We start from the raw sequence: 17,308 nt of genomic DNA on the forward strand, positions 1-17,308 counted from the left end.
TAATTGGTTAAATAGTTTCGTCCTGAGCTCAGCCGAACGGTATTTAATTACCAGTTCAGTTACCAGAATCAAATTCCGTGCGTTATTTGTTCAACACGACACTAACTTTTGATGGACATTAATACAGACATTAATAATCCTATCAGTTAACTCTTCTTTTCTCCACTTCTCCATCTTCTCCCTTTCTCCTGAAAATAGGAAGTAGAGAGTAGAAAGTAGAGAGTAGAAAGTAAAGAAAACATCACTCCTCACGCCTATCTCCTTTTGGTCACTGGTCATTGACTAATGACCAGTGACTAATCACTCCAATCTCTCTCCCATTAATTTTCATCGTCCTTTGTGAGGCAGAGACTTATGAGCGTTCTCCTGAAAATAAGGAAATAGAAGAGTAGGAAAGGGAAACATTATGTGATGAACTTCTATTGCTGTACCAATTATTTGCCCTGTCCGTGCTTTTTCTAAAATCATTCTCTGTGTCTGTGCGTCTCTGTGGTGAACGGTTACAATTCTGCATTATTTGTAGTTAAGAAAAAGTTGTCCCCAGTCTGTTTTAAGCATCTCATTAACCCTTTTTTTCCCAACAGCAGGATACCAGTATAAATCATGATAAAGCCTTGATGCGGCATAAGACCAGGGGACGATTGGTGTGCGAAGTAAAATATGTTCAAACGGTTTGAGGAAACCGTGATATATTGCCTTCTGACCTTTACTGGCAAAGGTATCACCACACTTAAAGCCAAAGTTGACACCTGATATATCCTCACCCACTATCTCTATTTCATTTGGGTTACCACACCCCAGCCCCATTTCGTGTGCCAGCCGAATGAAGCCGAGCGAGAGTGGGTCAAATCCCTGGATTTTAGCGGAGATAGCATCAATTGCTACCTGGTCAGAACTGGCTAAGATGTAATCTATAACATGTGGTTCCATACAGCGTGGGCCAGGACCACTGCCCGCAATAGTTCCATCCATCACTGCAAAAATGCCGCTATGAATCTCCTTTTGAATAGTTAAAAGGTCAACCAGGGTCTCATGAATAACGCTGTGTGTCCAGTGTCTTTTTTGGGATAAAAGACCTCCAAAGGCATTCTTCATCGCCCCAGTAATCGTAGTGAACACATGCGTTTTCACTGTTGGCAGGTGAATGATACTCTTCCCCTGAAACATCTTTGGAATAAGAATACCTTCTGGATACACCTTATCCAGAACAAGCATTTTCCCTTTCGGTTCGTATCTTACCCACTCTATGGGTTTCTCATTCAAATAAACCGTAGATAGACCATATTTATCTATCACTAACTTATGTTTATTATTTACCTCTCCGATTCTATCATTGACGACAACAGTGCGATTATGGGCACCAATGATATTTTGTGGTGGATAGCCGTCATCAAGAAGGGTTTTTATTACTCCTTCTAATTGCCAGGGTGTAGTTGAGCACGCCGGATACCAGTGATGCCAGGAGATGTTAATTTTAAGAAGAACAACTTTATCCCTGGGTAAAAAGCTCTCATATTCGGCTAATTTCATTAACCGTTTATAATCCTCGAGTATCGTTTCCGGCTTTGTTTTTAAAACTGCAACTTTACTCATTTCTTTAAACCTCCTTCTGTTTGGTAAATGGTAACTGGTGAATGGTAATTAATTAGTGTTTATTTGGGGACACGACCTAAATTTTCATCCTCTTTAGCCAGACCATCTTCATATTTAAGAAAATATCTAAGAAGTGCGGCTAAAGCCGAAAACCAATAAAATGGTTCAAAGTCTGTCTTGTCTATAAATATGGCACTTGTCATATGTCCTATTAAGCCAATTTCAACTGCTCGACTTAGATTGTAAACATTAATCCCTTGAAATTCTTCTTTTGCTGATTTCCTTACCCGCCATAAATCTGTAAAATTAAAAAATAATAATAACAGGTAAGAGAATAAAGCAATAGTCCCCCCTTGAGCTAAGAATTTTATATATGTATTATGCGGAACAAGTTGTTCGATTTTACTATCCCATGGGAGATAGCCTCTAACTACATACTGAAAATTTTCCTGTCCTATACCAATTAAAGGATGCTCTTTCCACATCTCAATACCTGCCTTCCATACATCAATTCGATGAGTAGCTGAGGCATCCTCCTCATAACTCTTAATTGAATTCATTCTCTCCCAATAAATAGGGGGAGCAAACATTATTCCTAACCATATTATTCCACTTAATATAAGGAATGATTTTAATTTCTTTTTTGAGGTAAGGGCAAGGGATAGTAGAACTACTCCAGCACCAATAGAACCACCTCGAGAGGCAGTAGCAATGATAGAAAAGATTGAGATTGGTAAGAAAATAATACCCCCAATTTTCTCCAATCGATTCTTGCTAAAAATCTTATAGAAAAAAAATGGTATTGTCATTACGACCATATGGGCAAGGGCATTAGAACCCGCTAACTGCCCTCCACCTACCTCTACTCTCTTCATTGAACCTCCCAGAATGAATGTGCGGATGGATAAAAGAGCTAATCCCCCGCTACCTCCTGATACTATCCAATAGGCAAGATTAAGTCTTTTAAAGGAGTCTATTAAATTTAGAAAAAGGAGATAAAATAGCATTCTTTTAGCAAATACACCGGAGTCCTCAATAGACTTTTCTGGATAAACGGCATTAATAGTGGAAAGATATGCCACAGCTATTAGTCCTAAAATAGCAATGTTTTGCCAGCATTTAACAAATCTAAAATTTCGTTTAACTATCATATTAAATAACCAACTCCCCACAACTACTGGTGTTATGTAAAATATTGCCCTTGTATCTGATGGAGCATATTTTATATCACATGACATAAGAAAATATAAAAAGATTACGAATAGAACTCCCCAATAAGGCTCAAGGAGAATACCTATACCTCCCACAATACATAATCCAATCAGGGTCGCATTCCTGATGGAAACAAGAGGACATAAAAACAGAAATCCCATCGCCATACATAAAACTATGCTTACCGCAATCATTATTGCCGATGGTAATTCCTTATTATATTTAACCTCTATCCAGAATGAGGTTATCTTTTCTTTCAGAGTATTAAAATATTCCTTCATTTAATATATCTCCCTTACAGATTATTTATTAATAGCTGTTTTATCTTATAGCAGTCACTAACTTTCTGCCTTGATTTTTTAAAGATACTATCGACTATTTTTCTATCTCCACCATTTCTCCGGATTATCTCTACGATGTATTCATAAGTTTGTAGGTCTGTGCGAAGGACTTTTAGTCGTAGAGATGGGATAGGAATATCGAGATTAAATTTACTACCAGGATAAAAAGCTAATGCAGTGCCATCTTCTTCATCAAGATAGACATAAGGGTCATCTTTCCATGAGGCACAACTCCAGAAGCAAATTCCATCAACTTTTGCTTTCCATATTTCCCATAATATATCTATTTCTTTATCATCTTCATTGTCACAAAAAGATTTTTTATTTACCGCAGGCAGACTTCCATAAAACCAGATTTCTTCATCCTGCCTATGTCTATTTTCCGCATCAGAAATATCACTCCCCAGTCCAACATTCCATAATCCAACATAGCCATTTAGTCTTTTATCTGAGGAAAGATACTCATAATACCGACCAATATCAATTCTAAAAACAAACTTTGCAGATTTAGTATACATAATTTTCTTTCCCGCACCTATATTTTTAAATCCTTGTTTTGTTAATTCTGCATAGTATTTCAACGCATCATAATCAGCATAGGGATTTTGGGGAGATTCTTTAGATGGGTATCTGGGTTCATCCATCCGCCAGGGAATTAATTTAGACATCGTTGTTTTATGGTTAAAATATATCTGAAATTGGGTTTGTGTCCAACCCTGTTTATTAAAATAATCTTCAAATTGTTGACATATTCTTATATATTCTGTTCTATATTCTGGAGTCGTATATCGTCTTGAATTTTTATCTTCGCCCCATTTCGCCGGCCAATTACAATTAAATGGCAATATAAAAGATGATAATGGTCTGCCGGTCCCTCGCTTGCATTCACAAAAAATATTATCTTTTGGTGAGAAGTATTTATTAAACTGATTATAAAATGCCCTCCAATCCACTACCTTAATTTTATCCCCATTACCTTCAATAATGGGGGCATAATTCCCCTTCATTCCACCATCTTGATTATAGGATACTTCACTAAGGGTAAATCCATGTTCCCGTGCCATTTTATGAAATTTCTCTTCAATGGTTATGTATCGTGCATCTTTACGGTCAACATCAAATCCTTTTGATATCCAGATATAATCATTTAAAATAGCCTTTAATGAATAATCATCCGGAAGGACAAAATTTAATACCTTAAGTTTAATATTTAGTGTTTTAAGTAATTTTTTAGTCTGGGTAACCTTAAGAGTCCCTTGATAATCACCAGCAGGAATATTTTTAGGTATGTAAATATCACACCAGACAGCCTGGTTTTTTTGTCCGATAATAGGTTGGGTAGAAGCAGGAATATCAAATGGGGCACCATAGTCAGGGATTTCAAAAGGTATTAACGCATCCGGATACCATTCATTATTTAGTTTTATATACCACTCACGAAATAGCTCAATATTCTCTCTGCTTTGAATAACTCCCTGGCCTGTTAAATTACTGACTGAAATATCTACATCCTTAAGTTTTGTATTCTCTGCCTCAATAACTACTTGAAATCCTACATATTCATTCTTTGCCCCCTGAAGGGAAATAGTATTAAGGTTTTTATCAAAGAAGTAATTTTTGTCTTTATATTCGCCAATTATTGGTTTAGCGTTATATTTTCGCGGGTCTTCCTCATATACATTTCCAGTGATAGGATTGACCTTTTCATATTCTCCGGTTACCCAGATATTAACTGAAGAAAAAGCAGGAGAAGAAGATAATAGAATCAGTAATAATATGATAATCTCCATACTTACATAATATCACATAATTTAAAAAAAGTCAATTAGTAATTGACAACAGTTAAAATATATGTTAAACTATAAGAGTGAAAAATGAAAATGCCAGATGTATATTTTCACCTAAATCAATTGCGGTTATAGGCGCCTCTACTCATCAAGATGCAGTAGGCAGGATTTTGTTTGCCAATATATTGTTTTCTGGATATACAGGTATTGTCTATCCGGTAAATCCGAAGGCAAGAGGCATTTTAGGCGTTAGGGCATATCACTCTGTCTGGGATATTCCAGGGGAAGTAGATCTAGCTGTAATTATCGTGCCAGCATCAAGCGTGCCTGTTGTTATGGAGGAATGTGGAGAAAAGGGTATAAAAGCCGCCATAATCATCAGTGCTGGATTTAAAGAAATAGGTGAAAAAGGAGCAGAGATTGAAAAAACGGTGATAGAGATTGCGAAAAAATATTCTATTGCGGTTCTTGGCCCCAATTGTCTTGGTATAATTAATACTGACCCGGAGATTTCTTTTAATGCGACTTTTGTTACAAGTATGCTAAAACCCGGTAATATCGCCTTTATTTCTCAATCCGGTGCTCTGGGTGTAGCGGCACTTGAATATGCCTCAGAGAATAATATCGGGCTGTCAAAATTCGTCTCGATTGGGAATAAATCTGATTTAACCGAAACTGATATGCTGGCGATGATGAAGGATGACCCAAATACAGATGTGATTCTGCTCTACCTTGAGGACCTCACAGAACCAAAAAGATTCTTAGAACTGGCAAGAGAGATAACCGGGGATATTCCGAAAAGAAAGCCAATATTAGCCATAAAATCAGGACGCACTATCGAAGGAGCAAAAGCGGCTTCGTCTCATACCGGGGCATTAGCCAGTTCAGACGACGCTTATGAGTATTTCTTCCATCAATGCGGCGTGTTAAGGGTAGAAACGCTTGAAGAACTATTTGATTATGCCCGCGCATTTGCCAATCAACCACTTCCAAAAGGAAATCGAGTCGCAATTATCACTAATGGTGGTGGTCCCGGGATAATGGCAACAGATACCTGTATCAGATATGGCGTGCAATTAGCAGATTTTGATAAAAAAACCACTTCAAACTTAAAAAATGGCTTACCACCAACTTCAAACATAAATAATCCCATTGACCTTATTGGAGATGCCAGAGAAGACCGCTATGCACTTGCCTTGAAATCTGTTCTGGAAGATAAAAATGTAGATGGTGTCATAATTGTTATCTGCACTATTCAGCCAATAACTATCTTACAAAATATCGCTTATGTTATTACTGAAATGATGCCCAAATACCAGAAACCCATTATGGTTTGCTGGATGGGAATAACTGATATATCCAGTGTTTTAAAGATTCTTGATGAAAAAAATATCCCCCATTATAAATTTCCAGAAGTGGCGTCAAGAGCACTGGCAAAGATGTGCGAATATAGTCAATGGGTAGCACGACCTCGAACACAGGTTCGAATATTCAATGATGTTGATAAAAAGAAAGTAGAAGAAGTCATTTCTCTTGCAAAAACACAAAAAAGAAGATTTTTACCCGAGCCAGAGACTTATGAGATTTTAAAGGCGTATGGATTTCCTGTTTTAGACTTCCGATTAGCAAAAAATGAACAAGAAGCCACTCAATACGCTCAGGAAGTCGGCTATCCAGTAGCCTTGAAGATAGTTTCTCCAGAAATCCTTCATAAACTGGATGTGGGTGGCGTCCGATTAAACATTGAAAATGAAAAAGATTTGAGAAAGGCATATCAGGAGATGACTCTGAAATTTACTAACTACACTGTTTGGGGTGTCCTTGTTCAAAAGATGGCAAAGAAAGGGAAAGAAATCATTCTTGGAATGAATAAAGATTTACACTTTGGCAATTTGCTTATGTTTGGATTAGGTGGTGCTTATGTCGAGGTGTTAAAAGATGTAACATTCAGGATTGCTCCAATTCGTGAACTTGGTGCTTACCATATGATAGAAAAGATTCGCGGCTATAAAATATTGACCGGTTATCGAGGTGAAAAACCATCTGATATTGACATCATTGCTGAATGTTTAGAAAGGTTATCCCAGTTAGTATGTGATTTTGAAGAAATAGAGGAATTAGATATTAACCCTTTGATTGTGTTTGAAAAAGGTAAAGGGGCGAAGATAGTTGATGCCCGTATCTTGATATTATCCTTACCCATATCTTTTACTGGACAATGTTATTAACTATGCATTCATTCACAATTCACCATTCACCATTTTTCCCCTTTCCCATTTTTTCCTCTTTTCCCCTTTTTCCTTATGGACACCTGAACAGTTACAAAAAAAGATATTTTCCTCTCTGTTCCTCTGCGTCTCTGCGGTAAATTACCACCTGAACGGTTACCGGGAAAAGGTTATTTACTTTTATTACAGTCACCCTCAATTCAGCAATTCTCGGTGAAAATAAGAAATGGGTATTTATGAGGGTTTTTCGGGATTATGAAATATAGGTTTAGGATGGGGAAATTTTAAGCAATTTAGAGGAAGAAGATGTTTAAGAAGCAAAAAATGGCTTTAAGGTGGTTACCTGGACTGTTTATTTAGATTCACCGAGAATTGCTGTAAGTGGTAAAATTTAATTGACTTGTGAGGAGAAGTATGATATAATAGTGTGGTGTTGAGTAAGTTTTGCACGGAGTATCATCAGGTTTCGTAACCTGCAAACGGATAATTGGTAACTGGTAATTGGTTAAATAGTTTCGTCCTGAGCTCAGCCGAACGGTATTCAATTACCAGTTACCAATCACCAGTTACGAGAATCAAATTCCGTGCGTTATTTGTTCAACACGACATAGTGCAAGTCTTAGTCAACACGACACTAGAAATCAGTAGCCATTGAAATTTACTTATGGAGATGATAAATGAATCAGAATATTTTAGAGATACTTTTAATCGCACCACCTATCCTTTTTGCAATTACCATTCATGAATTTAGCCATGGGTTTATTGCGGATAAACTTGGGGATTCGACTCCCAGACTTTCTGGCAGGCTGACGCTTAATCCTCTGGCACATCTTGATTTAGTTGGGACTTTGATGTTTTTTCTTGTCCATATTGGTTGGGCAAAACCAGTACCAGTCAATCCAAATAATTTTCAAAATCCAGGAAAAGATATGCTCTGGGTGGCTTTAGCAGGACCTCTATCGAATTTAATTAGTGCCTTTGTTTTTGGCATGCTTTTCCGTGGACTGATATTTTGGGGCTTACCATTAGTTTCTCAAGAACAACTTTTTCTTATTCTTGAAGTCTTACAAATCTTAGTTTTCTTCAATCTCATTTTAGCCGTTTTTAATGCTATCCCTATTTTCCCTTTAGATGGCTATCAGATTTTATCAGGACTTTTACCTGTTCAACAATCCTATGAATTTAGTCGATTTGCCCCTTATGGTCCTTTTATCCTTGTCGGAATAATTTTAATCGGGCAAATGATAGGATTCCCTATTCTCTGGAAAATAATTGGTCCTTGTGTGCAATTTCTTAACTTTTTATTTACAGGACATCAGATGTCACTTTAATTTTGTGGTAACTGTTCAGGCAGTTCTTTACCGCAGAGACGCAGAGAAACAGAGAGGAAAATATTTCCACCTGTGCAGTTAAATGTAAAATGAAAATGTATAACTGAAAGGTGATGAGTCTGGCGAAGTACTAATAATTTCCCATTTTTCATTTCCTGTTTTACATTTATTTTTCCTTTGCGTCTCTGCGATGAATTAGTCTAATCGCACAGGTGGAAAAATAGGAGGTATTATGGATAAGTTACGGGTATTAAGTGGGATGCGGCCAACTGGCAGGTTACATCTGGGGCATTTGTTAGGTGCCTTGAATAACTGGAAGGAATTTCAGGATGAATATGAATGTTTTTATATGATTGCTGATTGGCATGCCTTGACAACGGCTTATGCGGATACTGGTGAATTCCAGGAAAATATCCAGCAGATGCTTATAGACTGGTTGAGTTGTGGGATAGACTGGCAGAAATGTGTGATTTTTCGCCAGTCGCAAATCCCGGAGCATGCGGAGTTACATATCCTTTTGTCAACAATTACGCCACTTCCCTGGTTAGAACGGTGTCCTACTTACAAAGACCAGTTAAAAGAATTAGCCCAGTTAGACCTTCACACCTACGGGTTTTTAGGCTATCCAGTGCTTCAGGCGGCGGATATTCTGATTTATAAAGCCAATATTGTTCCGGTTGGTGAAGACCAACTCCCTCATCTTGAATTAACCCGCGAGATTTGTCGAAGATTTAATTATTTATATAGTGAGGTATTTCCTGAACCTGCGTCAAAATTGACTCAAACATCTAAACTTCCCGGTGTAGATGGACGCAAGATGAGTAAAAGCTTTGGGAATTGTATCTACCTGTCAGACTCAGATGACCTGATAGTGAAGAAGGTAAAGAGTATGATTACCGATCCGGCAAGGATTCATCCAACGGACCCAGGTCATCCAGAGGTATGTGTGGTTTTTGCCTTTCATCAGGCTTTTAATAAAAATGGTGTCGAGGTCATAAAACAGGAATGCCAGGAGGCAAAAAGAGGTTGTGTGAAATGTAAGGAGGAATTAGCCCGGATATTAATTTCTTGTTTAAAACCTATCCATGAGGCACGCAAAAAATTCGAGATAGCCCCACAGGAAATTATAAATATATTAGATGAAGGTAAGAAAAAGGCAAGAGAAATAACTTCTAAAGTCATGCTCGAGGTCCGCCAGGCAATGAAGATTTACTGATAATAACTGTATCTCCTGAAAATAAGGAAGTAGAAAGTAGAGAGAAGAAAGTAGAAAGTAAAGAAAACATCACTCCTCACGCCTATCTCCTTACCTCCCACCTTCTATCTCCTACCTACTATTTTCATTCTCCTTTGTGAGTCGCAGATTCATGAGCGTTTCCCCTGAAAATAGCGAATTAGTGAATTAGAGATTAGCGAATTAGTATAGTATCCACAGACTCGTATCCTCTGGTTTAGAACACATATTCCCCCTTAATAAAGGGGGTTAGGGGGTTGTCCTTCTCCCATTTTCATTGCCCTTTGTGAGCCTTGGCTCATGTCCGTTTCCCCTGAATATTCTCCTGAATATTGACTGTTGTTTAGTTTTCTGCTACTCTAATTAGTATCTCAATTCCTTTTTGAATTATCTCGTCTTTTGTAGCAAAGGATAATCGGAAGTTAGTATCCTGCTCTGAAAAGATATTGCCTGGAATGATTAATAGATTTTTAGCGATTGCCTTTTCAACAAATGCCGTTGCTGTTATTCCCTCAACCTGTGGGAATATATAAAATCCCCCACCAGGCTTTTCAACCTTAAAATAATCTTTTAACCCCTCATAAATCAAATCTCTCTTCCTTCGGTATTCTTCAATATATTTACTTATATCACAATCAAGTGCCTTAATTGCGGCAATTTGAGCAAAAGAAGGGGCACAGACAAAACTATATTGCTGTAATTTAGTCATTTGCTGAATGATTTCACCTGGTCCTGCGGCATAGCCCATTCGCCAACCAGTCATTGCATAAGCCTTAGAAAAACCATTTAAGGTAATTGTCCTGTCATAAATACTCCCAATACTAAAATGTTCTCCTTCATACATAAATTCTTCATAAACTTCATCTGATATTACCACTAAATTATTCTCTTTAGCTACTTTTGCAATTCCCTCTATCTCAAGTTTGGAATATGTTTTACCCGTGGGGTTTCCCGGAGAGTTAATCACGATTACCTTCGTCTTTGCAGTAATTGCCTCTTTTACCCGCTCAATATTCAAACTAAAATCAGGATATGTATTAATATATATTGGTCTTGAGTCGATAAAGTTTATCAGATGTTTATACATAACAAAATATGGGTCAAAAATAATTGCCTCATCATCTTTATCAAGCAAAACATAAAAGGCTAAAAATAACCCGCCAGAAACACCACTTGTAATTAAAATATCCTTTGGATTGACATTAATATTATTTTTATCTCGTAGTTTTTGGGCAACCCTTTCTCTTAATTCTAAAATACCTTCTGTTTGAGTATATCTATTAAATCCAGCATTGATAGCTTTAATTGCCTCCTGTTTAATTTCTGCGGGCACATCAAAATCTGGCTGGCCAATACTAAGATTAATAGGATTTTGTAGTTGGCTGGCTAAATTGAATACCTTCCGAATACCAGAAGAATCAATTTTATTCATCCTCGTAGAAATCATTTTTTACCTCCGCGTAAAAGATTAGTAACCGTTCACCGCAAGATGCCACAGAGACGCAGAGAAAAAATTAAAATCTATTCACCAGAGACAGAAATTTCCTTTTTTGTGCATTTCGGGACTTTCCTTGTTTGATAATCTTTTAATACGGACTTTCGACTAACTGTTTTAAGCCTTTTTAAACACCGAAAAACACGAAAAAAAAAGATATTTTCCTCTCTGTTTCTCTGCGTCTCTGCGGTAAAGGATTACCTGAACGGTTACAAAGATTATAGCACAAAGAAGCAAACCTGTCAACAAATTTACTATGGTTTTAATTGTTGACAGAATTATTCAAATTTGTTAGAATAGTGCGAGGGAAGAAAAACAATGAAATGTGTTGTAGTAGCTATGAGTGGTGGTGTAGATTCATCGGTTACCGCTTATTTGATTAAAGAGATGGGGTATGATGTTATTGGTGTAACGATGGAGATACTTAAATCAAGTTGCCAGATTGAAAAGTTAGATACCTGTTGTTCATTACAATCTTTTGTAGATGCCAGATATGTAGCAGAGAGATTGGGCATCCGACATCATATCATTGATTGTAAGGCAGAGTTTGAGCAAATGGTAGTTAGCTATTTTGTAAAGGAATATCTGGCTGGTCGAACTCCCAATCCATGTGTCATCTGCAACTCCAGAATAAAGTTTGACAGCCTGCTGGCTAAGGCTAAGGAATTGGGGGCAGACTATCTGGCAACGGGTCATTATGCCAGGCTCGAAAAACAAAACAATCGCTATATAATCAAAAAAGGGATTGATACAACCAGAGACCAGTCCTATTTCCTGTATAAACTTTCCCAGGAGCAATTATCTCAGGCAATGATGCCGTTAGGGGATTATCAAAAGCAAGAAGTTCGAAAGATAGCGGTAAGACTGGGACTCAAAGTCGCAAATAAACCTGAATCACAGGAAATATGTTTTATTCCACAAGGAGATTATCGGAATTTTATTCAACAAAGAATTAAAGATGCATTTAAACCAGGTGAAATACTGGATAAAAATGGGAATATCTTAGGCAGGCATTCGGGAATTGCATTTTTCACCATTGGTCAGCGTAGAGGACTTGGCATTGCCGCAGGCAGCCCCCTTTATGTGATAAGCATAGAGTTAAACAGAAATGCAGTCATCGTAGGTGATGAATCTGACCTGTATCGAAATAGTCTAATAGCCGGTGAGTTAAACTGGGTGGCGGTGGAAAGGTTTGAATCTGAAATGGAGGTAGTGGCAAAAATCCGATACCTGCATCCGGAAACCAAAGCCATCATTCATCCAGTAAATAATGATAAGGTAGAGGTCGTGTTTGAACAACCTGTTCGAGCAGTGACGCCAGGACAATCAGTAGTCTTCTATAAAGACGAGGTGTTACTTGGCGGTGGAGTAATTGAGTGAGTGGAAAAGATGCGACCTGTGCGGTTAGGTTTAAATAAAATGGAAGAAGCAGATATTCAATACAAACAGGTCGCTCCTACGGAGCTACAAACATATTGCTTTTGCGAAATACTACTACAAACAGATTGCTCCTACGGAGCTTTATTCATATTAGCTCCAGAGGAGCGATATGTTTGTAGAAAGATTATCTTCCTCATAACAAATTAGCTCCATAGGAGCGAGCTGTTTATTCTTTTTCTCACCCTAATTGGGGGATATTTTGTCTTTCTATTTCACAGGTCGAAACTTTTTCTTGACAACTTAAAATTTATTTATTATAATTATACAACAAAAATGTTGTGCAACAAATTTGTCGTATATAAGGAAAGATAAAATATGTCTCTTGAAGAAATAGTGAAGAAAAAACGAGCAGAGATTATATTCCTCTATGCACCTGTCCTTAAAAAACTTATTGAACTTATTGAAGAAGAGATTAAAGAAATAGAAAAGGAATTGAAAGTCAACCGCTTCGTAGCAAAAATAGAGAATAAGGATACGCCCCAGATGCAAATTAAAAGTCCAACAAGCATTATAGACAAGATAAAAAGGAGTAAATATACCATAGAAAATGCCTTTTGCGAGTTTTCAGATATATTCAGAGATAGAATAATATGCAATTACCTCTCTGATGCCAAAAAGATTAATCAAAGGTTGAAAGAGAGTGAGAAAATTACTCAACAATTTGAAATTGTAGAGAAAAAAGACACAATCTATGAAAAGAGGATGAAAAGACCTACAAAAGTAAAAGGGGTAAGGGCATATTACCTTGTCTTTAAAAGCAAAGAAAAGCCAGAATGCCCAAAGATAGAGATTCAGATAATGACCATGCTTGCCTGGGCATGGGATAAGAAAGACCATTACCTGATATATGAACCTGAAAGAGAGAAAAGAAAAGTCTCTCCTGTAGGTAAGATTAAGATGAATGCTATGAGTGAACTTTTGTATGTCGCTGATGAATTCTTTGATATTCTTCAGAGAGAAATTAAGGAGGGTAAGCGTTCAGCCACAGAGGCACAGAGTTCACAGAGAATTAGGAAAATTAGCCACAAATAGACACGAATTAACCTCTGACATTCAATAAGTGTAGTGGGAACCTTTAGGTTCGCTTTCCTGTTTTTTATTATTCGTATTCATTCGTGGTTATATATTCTCTCTGTGTTCTCTGTGGCTCTGTGGCTATATCCCTGAACGGTTACTAAGGAGGAATGGTGATTAAGATGAAGAAAGAGGGTGTCCTATTTGGTATTCAGGATAAAGAGGGAAATGTTATCCAAAACCTTTTTATTGAAATTACTGATTTTTCCCAAACCAATATCCAACATAAAGACATAGTCTTTGAGATGTATAAGATGGTAGAAGAGGGCTTCCCGGATAACGAGGTTGAATTATTATCCATCTTTGACCTGGAGAAATTAGAAGGCAAATTCGCCTTGCCAGAACCGGCAATATTTCCCATTGAACTCTTTTATGACCAGGATGCCAGATTCAATAAAAGACTATTTAAAGAGGTAGTTTTGAAGATAAAACAGGGAGAGAAAGATTATCTGCCTGATTTTTCGCTGGGTGTCATTGCCCGGGGTATGGACTTTTTTAATCAGGAAGATTTTATCAACTCTCTTTGGCAGGTATTAAACACAGACCATATTATTCTGGTTGCACCAAGAAGATTCGGTAAGACAAGCCTACTTTACCAGCTCTTAGATTATCCTAAAGAAGACTTCCTTCCCCTGCTTATTGATTTAGAGGGTATCTCGGATGGGCAATCATTTGTCGCGGAGGTGATAATGGGCTATCGGCGTTGGATAATGCGTGCATTTGACCATAAGACAGAACAGGAGATAAATAATGAAAAACAAATCTTTAAAGAGTCCATTAAGGATAGCTGGGAAAGGGCGTGGTTGGAATTTTATCGCGGTTTAAAAGAAAAAATCCTGTTTTTGTTTGATGAATTTTCAGGGATGCTTGAGAATCTTATTAAAAACAAAACCGAGTCTCATAAATTCCTGTCCGTCCTTAAAGAGACTCTCTCTATTCCAAATCAAACAAGGTTCATTCTTACGGGTTCTATCCTTATTCACCGACTCATTGATGAGATTGAGTATGAAGATAAAGATGGTTTTTACTCACTCTTTAAAAAAGAGCAGTTACCACCTTTATCCGATAAGGATGGCTATGAACTTACCCAGATTTTACTGAGCAGAATAGGGATAAAACCAGAGGAGGGATTTGTCAAAAAGATATTACACCTGCTTGGTGCACCCATCCCCTATTTTATCCAACTCTTTGTCTTTGAGATAGAAAAGGGGATAATCAGGGAAAATAAGCACCTGACTGTTGAAGGGATTGAACAGGTTTATCAAGAAAGGTTATTAGGGATAGAATCTAAGACCTACTTCAGACATTATTATGAGCGTCTGATGAGTTATAGGGTTAGTGAATTCTATCAACCTTCTCCTGGTATTAAGGCTATTTTCGAAGAATTAACCAGGGGGCAAAGGAACGAGAGTGAGATTAAGGGGATTTTTAAAGAAATCTGTCCCGTGGCACCTGCGGAGGATTTTGATAAACTGATGGCATATTTAGAGGATGAATTCTATATTAAAAAGGTTGAACGAAATTATATGTTCACCAGCAATCTCATCCGTGATTGGTGGCTTCGGCATTCAAGGTATTTAGGTTAGAATTATGGAAAAGGTGCTTTATAAATACAATCCACAACAGATGACCAAAGAGGAGCTTTTTGAAACCTTTGTTGGCAGAAATGCCCTCTTTGAAAGCCTTATCGCCAGATTAGAAAAGGAAAGGAATAAGCCCCATCATCAGCATATCCTTCTGAAGGCTCCACGAGGTATGGGTAAAACCCACCTTTTATCAATGGTCTATTTTAAAGTCAAGGATTGCCCGGAGATTTCTTCCTTCTGGATTCCTGTCCAATTTGCTGAAGAAGAATTTGGGATTACCGATTTGAAAACATTCTTTGCGAGAATATTAGAGGAGGTTTCTCGGGAAGATAGTAGCCTGGCAAAGGATTTTCCAAAGGATGATTATACCACATCTTATGCCTTCCTTATAGACTATTTGAAAAGAAAAAACAAAAATGTGCTGATTCTGGTTGATAATTTTAACCTTATCCTCTCAAGGTTTAAACCAATAGAAGTCCGCAGGCTTCGGGATATCCTGATGAATGACCCATATCTGCTTATCTATGGCGGCGCAATTAGCCTATTTAAAGAAATCAGAGACGAGAAAGAGCCTTTTTATAGATTCTTTAAGATAGAGGAAATCACCGAGCTTAAAGAGGATGAATTTGAAAGGCTTCTCTATTTAAGATTCAGGCTTGATGGGAAGGATGATGTATTAAATAAATTCCCATCCTCACTACTTTCTTCCCGTCTAAAGGCATTATACCAGCTTACTGGTGGCAATCCAAGATTATTGCTTATCCTCTATCAATTCCTTATCCCTGGTGAATTAAAGGATATTATCGCTTACCTGAAATCTATCCTTGATGAACAATCCCAATACTTCTTAGAGAAGATTCATAGACTCTCTTCCCAACAACAGGTCATCATCGATGCTATTGCCAAAGCCCCTCTTATTTTAAGCCCAAAAGAGATTAGCCAGAAGACAAACCTTCCGATAAACACGATTACCGCTCAAATTTCTCGCTTAATGGATGATGGCTATTTAACCCCAATTAAATTTACCCAGGCAAAGAATCTTACCGGATATGAATTGAGCGAGCAGATATTTCGGGTCTGGTATCAGATGCGCACTGGTGGAAGGTCCGAACAAAGGATTCAGTTTCTGATTATCTTCCTGCAAATATGGTTTTCCAAAGAGGAATTAAAGACAGAGATTATCCGCACAGAAAGGATGGCTTCTCTACTGGAGAGGGAAGAAAAGATAACCTATCTAAAGGAGGCATTAGAAGGATTAACCAGAATAGAAGAAAAATATGCAGAAAAGATAGATGAGGTCTGGATAAAGATAGAGGCAGGGGAATTTACCAAAGCCCTTGAGATACTTGATGAAATTATGCAAGATGTAAGGGTTTCTTTAGAGACTACCTCCCGGATATGGTTTGCCAAAGGATATATATTTGTTGAGATGAAAGACTACACCCGGGCAATCTCATGCTACCAGGAGGCAATCAAGATAAAGCCGGATTATGATGCCTGGTATAATATGGGCATTGCTTACCGTAAGATGAAAGACTACACCAGGGCAATCTCTGCCTACAAAGAGGCAATTATTTTCGGTTTAGCAAGGTTTAAGGAAGAGGATATAGAGGAATTTGGTCGAGACTTCACCAATATGTTTAAGGGAATTCTAAAGGCAAAGAGATACGAAGATGCCTATCGTCTATTTCAGCTATGCAAGGAGAAGGCATCCCCAAGCCTGATTGATGTGCTTTATCCGATGGGAAAAGCGATTGAGTATCTTTATACCAGGAAAAGCGAGTTAATTGAGCGAGAGCCAATGGAATTCCGCAAGACCATTGAGGGGATTTTAAGAGAGGTGTAACTATTCAGCCACGGATTAACACAGATTGACATGGATGAATAGCAGAGGGCAGAAGGCAGAGGGCAGAGGACAACAGGAGAAAAACCCTTCAACCTGATTACGGACACGGATACCGGACACGATTTACGAATTTTCAGTGTT

Annotated in this window: 12 protein-coding genes; 8 read left to right on the top strand and 4 right to left on the bottom strand. The window is 37.7% G+C overall.

Annotated elements, in window-relative coordinates; translation table 11 throughout:
- Positions 1–513: 513 nt before the first annotated feature.
- From AB1414_05020 to AB1414_05030, 3 genes are read right to left on the bottom strand one after another with little or no spacing between them, the layout of a single operon-like run.
- Positions 514–1,593: a DUF362 domain-containing protein gene (locus AB1414_05020; protein ID MEW6606805.1), complete on the bottom strand. Its 1,080-nt coding sequence runs from the start codon at positions 1,591–1,593 to the stop codon at positions 514–516.
- 59 nt (positions 1,594–1,652) lie between these two features.
- Positions 1,653–3,086: an O-antigen ligase family protein gene (locus tag AB1414_05025; protein MEW6606806.1), complete on the bottom strand. Its 1,434-nt coding sequence runs from the start codon at positions 3,084–3,086 to the stop codon at positions 1,653–1,655.
- A gap of 14 nt (positions 3,087–3,100) precedes the next feature.
- Positions 3,101–4,936 (bottom strand): glycoside hydrolase domain-containing protein, encoded by a 1,836-nt coding sequence (locus tag AB1414_05030; GenBank protein ID MEW6606807.1) that lies wholly within the window; start codon positions 4,934–4,936, stop codon positions 3,101–3,103.
- Between the two features lie 77 nt (positions 4,937–5,013).
- On the opposite strand from AB1414_05030, the gene acs reads away from it, so the two are divergent.
- From acs to trpS, 3 genes are all read left to right on the top strand, one after another.
- Positions 5,014–7,161, top strand: coding sequence for an acetate--CoA ligase alpha subunit (gene acs / locus AB1414_05035; GenBank protein MEW6606808.1), 2,148 nt, complete (start codon positions 5,014–5,016; stop codon positions 7,159–7,161).
- Positions 7,162–7,838: 677 nt separating this feature from the next.
- On the top strand, positions 7,839–8,492 hold the full coding sequence (locus AB1414_05040; GenBank protein MEW6606809.1) for a site-2 protease family protein: 654 nt from the start codon (positions 7,839–7,841) through the stop codon (positions 8,490–8,492).
- Positions 8,493–8,724: 232 nt separating this feature from the next.
- The gene (gene trpS, locus AB1414_05045) at positions 8,725–9,708 is read left to right on the top strand and encodes a tryptophan--tRNA ligase (GenBank protein ID MEW6606810.1); all 984 of its coding nucleotides are present in this window, start codon (positions 8,725–8,727) and stop codon (positions 9,706–9,708) included.
- A gap of 361 nt (positions 9,709–10,069) precedes the next feature.
- Here the strand turns inward: trpS and AB1414_05050 are convergent, their stop codons facing one another.
- Entirely contained in the window at positions 10,070–11,173 is a 1,104-nt protein-coding gene (locus AB1414_05050) for a pyridoxal phosphate-dependent aminotransferase (GenBank protein ID MEW6606811.1), read from the bottom strand.
- 366 nt (positions 11,174–11,539) lie between these two features.
- Between AB1414_05050 and mnmA the strand changes: the two genes are divergently transcribed.
- The 5 genes from mnmA (at position 11,540) to AB1414_05075 (ending at position 17,167) form a co-directional block, all read left to right on the top strand.
- Positions 11,540–12,601: a tRNA 2-thiouridine(34) synthase MnmA gene (gene mnmA, locus AB1414_05055; protein ID MEW6606812.1), complete on the top strand. Its 1,062-nt coding sequence runs from the start codon at positions 11,540–11,542 to the stop codon at positions 12,599–12,601.
- Entirely contained in the window at positions 12,602–12,808 is a 207-nt protein-coding gene (locus AB1414_05060) for a hypothetical protein (GenBank protein MEW6606813.1), read from the top strand.
- 168 nt (positions 12,809–12,976) lie between these two features.
- Positions 12,977–13,693 (top strand): hypothetical protein, encoded by a 717-nt coding sequence (locus tag AB1414_05065; GenBank protein ID MEW6606814.1) that lies wholly within the window; start codon positions 12,977–12,979, stop codon positions 13,691–13,693.
- Between the two features lie 164 nt (positions 13,694–13,857).
- Positions 13,858–15,321, top strand: coding sequence for a hypothetical protein (locus AB1414_05070; protein ID MEW6606815.1), 1,464 nt, complete (start codon positions 13,858–13,860; stop codon positions 15,319–15,321).
- 4 nt (positions 15,322–15,325) lie between these two features.
- Positions 15,326–17,167, top strand: coding sequence for a tetratricopeptide repeat protein (locus AB1414_05075; protein ID MEW6606816.1), 1,842 nt, complete (start codon positions 15,326–15,328; stop codon positions 17,165–17,167).
- Positions 17,168–17,308 lie beyond the last annotated feature (141 nt).

The organism is bacterium (assembly GCA_040755795.1).
GTDB lineage: Bacteria > UBA9089 > CG2-30-40-21 > CG2-30-40-21 > SBAY01 > JBFLXS01.